Here is a 6,144-nt window from a genome sequence, read left to right on the forward strand (position 1 = left end):
GCCTTCTCGCCCTGGATCGGGTGCGGGATGGTGCCCTGGATACGGGGGACCTTGAAGAAGTTCTTCTTGGCCTCCTCAACACCCTTGGCGATGGCGGCCGGAACCTCCTTCGCCTTGCCGTAACCGACACCCACGGTGCCGTCACCGTCGCCCACCACGACCAGCGCGGTGAAGCTGAAACGACGACCACCCTTGACAACCTTGGCGACACGGTTGATCGCGACCACGCGCTCGACGTAAGCGGTCTTCTCGGCGACCGGGGCTCCGCCCCGATCGTCACGCTTACGGTCGCGCCGCTCGCCACCGGTGCCGCGACCGGCGCCGCCTTCGCGGCGCTGGGGTCCAGCCATTGGAATTACCTCTCTCGTTTACGTCCGTCGACAGAGTCGACGAGCGGCTTAGAAGTCGAGCCCGGCCTCGCGGGCCGCGTCCGCCAGGGCGGCGATGCGGCCGGCGTACCGGTTGCCCGCGCGGTCGAAGACGACCGACTCGACGCCGGCGGCCTTGGCGCGCTCGGCGACCAGGCTTCCGACCTTCTTGGCCAGCTCGGTCTTGTCGCCCTCGGTGCCCTTGATGGACACATCGAGGGTGGACGCCGACGCCAGGGTGTGACCCTTGGCATCGTCGATGACCTGGGCGACCATGTGGCGGTTCGAACGCGTCACGACGAGGCGCGGACGCACCTCGGTGCCGACGACGCGCTTGCGAACGCGGATGGCGCGGCGCTTGCGGGCGGCGTTCTTGTAGGCGTTGCCCTTGCCGATCTTGACAGAGACGCTCATCGCTTACTTACCACTCTTTCCGACCTTGCGGCGGATGACCTCGCCCGCGTACTTGACGCCCTTGGCCTTGTACGGGTCGGGCTTGCGCAGCTTGCGGATCTTCGCGGCGATCTCGCCGACCTTCTGCTTGTCGGTGCCGTCCACGTGGAACTTGGTGGGCGACTCGACGACGAAGGAGATGCCCTCCGGCGCCTCGACCAGGATCGGGTGGCTGTAGCCCAGCGCGAACTCCATGTTGGAGCCCTTCGCCGTGACTCGGTAACCGACACCGCTGATCTCCAGCGACTTGCGGTAGCCCGCGGTCACGCCGGTGATCATGTTCGCCACCAGCGTGCGCGAAAGGCCGTGCAGGGCCTTCGACTGACGCTCGTCGTTCGGGCGGGTGACGAGCAGAGTGCCGTCCTCGCCCTTGCCGATTTCGATCGGCGCGGCGACGACGTGGGTGAGGGAGCCCTTGGGGCCCTTCACCGAGACCGTCTGGCCGTCGATGGTGACGTCCACACCAGCGGGAACCTGGATGGGCAGCCGTCCAATGCGCGACATTGCTGTACCTCCGTTTCCCGGATTACCAGACGTAGGCGAGAACTTCTCCGCCTACGCCCTTCTTGGCGGCCTGCTTGTCGGTCAGGAGGCCGGAGGACGTGGAGATGATCGCCACGCCCAGGCCGCCGAGAACCTTCGGCAGGTTGGTGGACTTTGCGTAAACACGCAGACCCGGCTTGCTGATGCGCTTGATGCCGGCGATGGAGCGCTCACGGTTCGGACCGAACTTGAGCTCGATGGTCAGCTTCTTGCCGACCTCGTTCTCGGTGGGGTCCTCAACCTTGTAGGAGGAGATGTACCCCTCCTGCTGCAGGATCTCGGCGACATGCGCCTTGATCTTGCTCGACGGCATCACGACGGAGTCGTGGTACGCCGAGTTGGCGTTACGCAGACGAGTGAGCATGTCTGCGATGGGGTCGGTCATGGTCATGGTGGCCTCAGGCCTCTCTCGCCGTGGTTTCTCCGCACCAGGTCCCCCTTCGCGCACTCGTGAAAGAGTGCGAAAGGGGCACAAGCGCAGGGGACCTACGACGTAGTAAGACTGGGTTGTGCGAGCCCTCAAACGAGAGCCGCAGGCTACCCGGAAGGGGCGCTGCGGCAGGGGCCCGACCCCACAACCTTACGGGATCCGGTACAGGAACCCAAAAATCGGGGGCCGGGCACCACTGCTTCGCTGGTCAGAGCAGCTGGTAAGGACTACCAGGAGCTCTTGGTCACGCCCGGCAGCTCGCCGCGGTGCGCCATCTCACGGAGGCACACACGGCACAGGCCGAACTTGCGGTACACCGAGTGCGGGCGGCCGCAGCGCTGGCACCGGGTGTAAGCCCGGACGCCGAACTTCGGCTTGCGCTCGGACTTAGCGATCAGGGCCTTCTTCGCCATGGCTCACGCCTCCTTGAACGGGAAGCCCAGAGCGCGCAGGAGCGCCCGGCCCTCATCGTCGGTCTGAGCGGTGGTCACGACGGTGATGTCCATACCGCGCTGACGGTCGACCTTGTCCTGGTCGATCTCGTGGAACATGACCTGCTCGGTCAGACCGAAGGTGTAGTTGCCACGGCCGTCGAACTGCTTGGGCGAGAGGCCGCGGAAGTCACGGATACGCGGCAGAGCCAGCGACACCAGACGGTCCACGAACTCCCACATGCGGTCACCACGGAGGGTGACGTGGGCGCCGATCGGCTGACCCTCGCGCAGCTTGAACTGCGCGATGGACTTGCGGGCCTTGGTCACGGCCGGCTTCTGACCGGTGATCGCGGTCAGGTCCTTGATGGCGCCTTCGATCAGCTTGCTGTCACGGGCGGCCTCGCCGACACCCATGTTGACCACGACCTTGACCAGGCCGGGGATCAGCATGACGTTCTCGTACGAGAACTGCTCGTGCAGCTGACCCTTGATCTCGGAGTTGTAACGCTCCTTGAGACGGGGGGTCACCTTCTCAACAGTCGTCTCAGACATCAGATGTCCTCACCGGTCCGCTTGGCAACGCGGATCTTGTTGCCCTGGTCGTCAAAGCGGTAGCCGACGCGGGTAACGACCTTCTTGCCGTCCTTCTCCACGACCAGCTGGACGTTGGAGACGTGCACCGGGGCCTCGACGGTCACGATGCCACCCTGCGTGCCGGGGCCCGGCTTGGTGTGCTTCTTGACCCGGTTGACACCCTCGACCAGGACCTTGTTCTCAGCGGGGATGGCCTGGATGACCTTGCCCTGCTTGCCCTTGTCCTTGCCGGTGATGACCTGGACCAGGTCACCCTTCTTGATCTTCATGCTGTTCGCCATGGGTTAGAGCACCTCCGGCGCCAGCGAGATGATCTTCATGAACTTCTTGTCACGCAGCTCGCGGCCCACCGGGCCGAAGATGCGGGTACCGCGGGGGTCGCCATCGGTGTTCTTGAGAACCACAGCGGCGTTCTCGTCGAAGCGGATGTACGAACCGTCCGGACGGCGGCGCTCCTTGACGGTGCGAACGATGACGCACTTGACGACGTCACCCTTCTTCACCGAACCGCCGGGGATCGCGTCCTTGACGGTGGCGACGATGACGTCCCCGATACCGGCGTAGCGGCGACCGGAGCCACCGAGAACGCGGATGCAGAGAATCTCCTTGGCACCCGTGTTGTCGGCGACGCGCAGTCGCGACTCCTGCTGGATCACAGCTTTCTCCTGATCGTCAACAAGTGTTGACGGGCCGGCCGCTGCTCACACCCGCACCCCTGGGGGTCTGGTGCACATACGGCCGTACCGCGAACAACCTTGTTACTTGGCCTTCTCGAGGATCTCGACGACGCGCCAGCGCTTCGTCGCGGACAGCGGCCGGGTCTCCATCAGGAGGACACGGTCGCCGACACCGCACGCGTTCTGCTCGTCGTGCGCCTTCAGCTTGTTGGTACGGCGGATGACCTTGCCGTACAGCGCGTGCTTGACGCGGTCCTCGACGGCGACGACGACGGTCTTGTCCATCTTGTCGCTGACGACGAGACCCTCACGGGTCTTGCGGAAACCGCGCGTCTCGTTGGTGTTCTCAGTCATCAGGCGTTCTCCACCGTCTCGATGCCCAGCTCGCGCTCGCGCATCAGGGTGTAGATCCGCGCGATGTCCTTACGGACCAGCCGAAGCCGGCCGTGGTTGTCGAGCTGCCCGGTCGCCGCCTGGAAGCGGAGGTTGAACAGCTCCTCCTTGGCCTCACGCAGCTTCGCAACGAGGGCCTCGTTGTCCAGCTCGCGAAGCTCCGCAGCCTTGGTAGCGGCCGACATCAGCTTTCACCGTCCTCGCGCCGAACGATCCGGCACTTCATCGGAAGCTTGTGCGCGGCACGCGTGAGCGCCTCGCGGGCAATCTTCTCGTTCGGGTACGACAGCTCGAACATGACCCGGCCCGGGTGCACGTTCGCGATCCACCACTCCGGCGAACCCTTACCGGAACCCATGCGGGTCTCGGCCGGCTTCTTGGTGAGCGGGCGGTCCGGGTAGATGTTGATCCAGACCTTGCCGCCACGGCGGATGTGACGGGTGATCGCGATACGAGCGGACTCGATCTGACGGTTCGTCACGTAGGCCGGGGTGACGGCCTGGATGCCGAACTGGCCGAACGCCAGCTCGGTGCCACCCTTGGAAGCGCCACGGCGCTTCGGGTGGTGCTGCTTGCGGTGCTTGACCCGGCGAGGGATCAGCATGGGGTCAGGCCTCCGTTCCGGTGTTCTCGGCAGCCGGCGCCTCGGTCACCGGGGCCGCAGTGGCCTCGGCAGCGGCGGGACGACGGCCGCGGCCACCACGCTCGCCACCACGGCGCTCGCCACCGCGGGCGGGACGACCACCCTCGGGACGGGCCGGGCGGTTGCCCGAGCGGGCAGCGGCGTTCTCAGCGCGGACCTCGGCGATGTTCTTGACGTCGCCCTTGTAGATCCAGACCTTCACGCCGATGCGGCCGAAGGTGGTCTTGGCCTCGAAGAAGCCGTAGTCGACGTTCGCGCGCAGGGTGTGCAGCGGCACACGGCCTTCGCGGTAGAACTCCGAACGGCTCATCTCGGCGCCGCCGAGACGACCGGAGCACTGGACCTTGATGCCCTTGGCGCCGGCCTTCATGGTCGACTGCATGCTCTTACGCATGGCGCGACGGAAGGAGACGCGGGAGGACAGCTGCTCCGCGACGCCCTGAGCCACGAGCTGGGCGTCCAGCTCGGGGTTCTTGACCTCGAGGATGTTCAGCTGGACCTGCTTGCCGGTCAGCTTCTCCAGGTTGCCCCGGATCTTGTCGGCCTCCGCGCCGCGGCGGCCGATCACGATGCCCGGACGGGCGGTGTGGATGTCCACGCGGACGCGGTCACGGGTGCGCTCGATCTCCACCTTCGAGATGCCGGCGCGCTCCATGCCCTTCGTCATGAGACGCCGGATGGCGACGTCTTCCTTGACGTAGTCCTTGTACAGCTTGTCGGCGTACCAGCGGGACTTGAAGTCCGTGCTGATGCCGAGGCGGAACCCGTGCGGGTTAACCTTCTGGCCCATTACCGGGTCCCTTCCTTGCTGCTGACGACCACGGTGATGTGGCTGGTCCGCTTGCGGATCCGGTAGGCACGGCCCTGGGCACGCGGACGGAACCGCTTCAGGGTCGGGCCCTCGTCAACGTACGCCTCGGAGATGTAGAGGTCGTCCACGTTGGAGTGGTTGTAGTTGTGCGCGGCGTTGGCAATGGCGCTGTTGAGCACCTTGCCGACCGGCACGGTGGCGGCCTGCGGAGCGAAACGCAGGACCGCCTGGGCCTCCGCAGCCGGCAGGCCGCGGATGAGGTCCACCACGCGGCGGGCCTTCATGGGCGTCACGCGGATGTACCGCGCCTGAGCCCTGGCTTCCATGGTTGTCCCCTTAAGGAGTTAAGTCACTGAGTCTTACTGGCGCTTAAAGCTCGGAAGCGATTAGCGGCGCTTCGACTTGCGGTCTTCCTTCACGTGCCCCTTGAAGGTGCGCGTGGGAGCGAACTCGCCGAGCTTGTGGCCGACCATCGACTCGGTGACGAACACCGGGACGTGCTTGCGGCCATCGTGTACCGCGATCGTGTGGCCGAGCATGGCCGGGGAGATCACGGAACGACGGGACCAGGTCTTGATGACGTTCTGCGTGCCCGCCTCGTTCTGCACGTCCACCTTCTTCTGAAGGTGGCCGTCGATGAAGGGGCCCTTCTTGAGACTGCGCGGCATCTGACCTGCTCCTAGCGCTTCTTGTTGGTCTTGCGGCGGCGCACGATGAGCTTGTCCGACGCCTTGTTCGGGCGACGGGTGCGGCCCTCGGGCTTGCCCCACGGCGAGACCGGGTGGCGACCACCGGAGG

At 65.7% G+C, this 6,144-nt stretch carries 13 protein-coding genes and 2 pseudogenes; all 15 read right to left on the reverse strand.

The window, feature by feature from the left end:
- Window positions 1–350, reverse strand: a pseudogene (locus AB0K51_RS34350) (30S ribosomal protein S5); the annotation flags it as partial.
- A gap of 48 nt (window positions 351–398) precedes the next feature.
- Complete coding sequence (gene rplR / locus AB0K51_RS34355) at window positions 399–782, reverse strand: 50S ribosomal protein L18 (protein WP_035863513.1); 384 nt, start codon at window positions 780–782, stop codon at window positions 399–401.
- A gap of 3 nt (window positions 783–785) precedes the next feature.
- Window positions 786–1,325: a 50S ribosomal protein L6 gene (rplF, locus tag AB0K51_RS34360; RefSeq protein ID WP_363462161.1), complete on the reverse strand. Its 540-nt coding sequence runs from the start codon at window positions 1,323–1,325 to the stop codon at window positions 786–788.
- Between the two features lie 22 nt (window positions 1,326–1,347).
- Window positions 1,348–1,755 (reverse strand): 30S ribosomal protein S8, encoded by a 408-nt coding sequence (gene rpsH, locus AB0K51_RS34365; protein WP_043914570.1) that lies wholly within the window; start codon window positions 1,753–1,755, stop codon window positions 1,348–1,350.
- A 266-nt stretch (window positions 1,756–2,021) separates the two neighbouring features.
- Entirely contained in the window at window positions 2,022–2,207 is a 186-nt protein-coding gene (locus tag AB0K51_RS34370; protein ID WP_008747480.1) for a type Z 30S ribosomal protein S14, read from the reverse strand.
- A 3-nt stretch (window positions 2,208–2,210) separates the two neighbouring features.
- Window positions 2,211–2,780, reverse strand: coding sequence for a 50S ribosomal protein L5 (gene rplE, locus AB0K51_RS34375; protein ID WP_345697573.1), 570 nt, complete (start codon window positions 2,778–2,780; stop codon window positions 2,211–2,213).
- A complete protein-coding gene (rplX, locus tag AB0K51_RS34380) occupies window positions 2,780–3,091 on the reverse strand; it encodes a 50S ribosomal protein L24 (RefSeq protein WP_033214113.1) in 312 nt (103 codons plus the stop codon). The genes rplE and rplX overlap by 1 nt, the downstream gene beginning before the upstream one ends.
- Before the next feature lie 15 nt (window positions 3,092–3,106).
- Entirely contained in the window at window positions 3,107–3,478 is a 372-nt protein-coding gene (rplN, locus tag AB0K51_RS34385; protein ID WP_030263487.1) for a 50S ribosomal protein L14, read from the reverse strand.
- A 102-nt stretch (window positions 3,479–3,580) separates the two neighbouring features.
- Window positions 3,581–3,853 (reverse strand): 30S ribosomal protein S17, encoded by a 273-nt coding sequence (gene rpsQ / locus AB0K51_RS34390; protein ID WP_014136278.1) that lies wholly within the window; start codon window positions 3,851–3,853, stop codon window positions 3,581–3,583.
- Window positions 3,853–4,077, reverse strand: coding sequence for a 50S ribosomal protein L29 (gene rpmC, locus AB0K51_RS34395; protein WP_030457414.1), 225 nt, complete (start codon window positions 4,075–4,077; stop codon window positions 3,853–3,855). Before rpmC ends, rpsQ begins: the two co-directional genes overlap by 1 nt.
- Complete coding sequence (gene rplP / locus AB0K51_RS34400; protein WP_014136280.1) at window positions 4,077–4,496, reverse strand: 50S ribosomal protein L16; 420 nt, start codon at window positions 4,494–4,496, stop codon at window positions 4,077–4,079. The genes rpmC and rplP overlap by 1 nt, the downstream gene beginning before the upstream one ends.
- Before the next feature lie 4 nt (window positions 4,497–4,500).
- Entirely contained in the window at window positions 4,501–5,325 is an 825-nt protein-coding gene (gene rpsC / locus AB0K51_RS34405) for a 30S ribosomal protein S3 (RefSeq protein ID WP_363462166.1), read from the reverse strand.
- Entirely contained in the window at window positions 5,325–5,672 is a 348-nt protein-coding gene (gene rplV / locus AB0K51_RS34410; RefSeq protein WP_363462168.1) for a 50S ribosomal protein L22, read from the reverse strand. The genes rpsC and rplV overlap by 1 nt, the downstream gene beginning before the upstream one ends.
- Before the next feature lie 60 nt (window positions 5,673–5,732).
- The gene (gene rpsS / locus AB0K51_RS34415) at window positions 5,733–6,014 is read right to left on the reverse strand and encodes a 30S ribosomal protein S19 (protein ID WP_043914586.1); all 282 of its coding nucleotides are present in this window, start codon (window positions 6,012–6,014) and stop codon (window positions 5,733–5,735) included.
- Between the two features lie 11 nt (window positions 6,015–6,025).
- A pseudogene (locus AB0K51_RS34420) lies at window positions 6,026–6,144 on the reverse strand (50S ribosomal protein L2); the annotation flags it as partial.

Source organism: Kitasatospora sp. NPDC049285, from assembly GCF_040678815.1.
GTDB lineage: Bacteria > Actinomycetota > Actinomycetes > Streptomycetales > Streptomycetaceae > Kitasatospora.